Source organism: Paenibacillus sp. GM1FR, assembly GCF_002803315.1.
In the GTDB taxonomy this organism is placed as follows: domain Bacteria; phylum Bacillota; class Bacilli; order Paenibacillales; family Paenibacillaceae; genus Paenibacillus; species Paenibacillus amylolyticus.
Genome location: NZ_MKZL01000051.1, coordinates 1 through 1,049 on the forward strand (window position 1 = coordinate 1; position 1,049 = coordinate 1,049).

Here is a 1,049-nt window from a genome sequence, read left to right on the forward strand (position 1 = left end):
AAGAGATTGAAGAGCTAACAACGGCCATGAAAGAAACGGATAGTACGCGCATGTATGAAAGATATTTAGCTGTCCGTTTGCATTTGGAAGGCCGGACTTTAACCGAAACTGCAGACATTTTGGGCAGATCATTTCCTGCCATAAGCGGATATTGGAATGCTTATCGCAAGCAGGGACTTCAAGGCCTTGAGTTTGGTGAGTATCCCGGCGGCATTCGAAAACTTTCTGATGAACAAGAAGAACGGCTGAAAGAAACCATTGCCAAGCAAAGTCCGGTCGATGTTGGATTTGAAGCGAAATACACGTGGACGTTAAGAATCATCCGTGCATGGATCTTTCGCGAGTTTGACGAGAAATATACCCTGAGAGGAATCTCTAAAATGCTGAACCGGCTTGGTTTTAGCTACACGAAAGCCACCTATACTTTGGTACGAGCCAACAAAGCGGAACAAAAACAATTCCGCGAGGTCACTTTGCCTGAGCTAAAAGAGCAACTGAATCAGGGAGAAATCGACCATCTTTTATTTGAAGATGAATCCATGATACGGGCCTATTTGGCTTTGCAGTACAACTGGTTTCCCAAAGGAAAACAACGCAAAATTCCGACTTATGGCGAGCATAAAGGAGCCAAACTATTTGCTGCCATCGACTATGAAACAGGCCGTGTGACCCATCGAGAAGAAGAAAAGTTTGATGCGGCGGCCTTTGGAAGATTTTTAATAGATATCTTACAGGCCTACCCCAATGGCAAACTTGTCATGGTGTTAGACAACGCCCGTACTCATCATGCTGAGGAAATCCAGCCTTTTCTGCGAGAAAATTCGAGACTTCATCTTGTTTTTTTACCCAAGTATAGTCCTGAGCTTAATCCTGTTGAAGGATTATGGAAATGGCTAAAACAGGATGTCGTAAACAATGTCTTTTTTCATAAGTATTACGTCATCCGTACTCATGTTGCAGCTTTCATGAAACGGGTCAATCAGAGTCCTTTTGAATTAATTGATCGGCTACTGGTTCGGGCGTAAAGATTTTCAGTTCAATCTATATAG

Annotated in this window: 1 protein-coding gene; it reads left to right on the forward strand. The window is 43.1% G+C overall.

Features of this window, described 5'->3' with window-relative positions; genetic code table 11:
* A partial coding sequence (locus PAEAM_RS24205; RefSeq protein WP_100529273.1) for an IS630 family transposase occupies nt 1-1,025 on the forward strand: 1,025 nt, incomplete at its 5' end.
* Between the last annotated feature and the right edge of the window lie 24 nt (nt 1,026-1,049).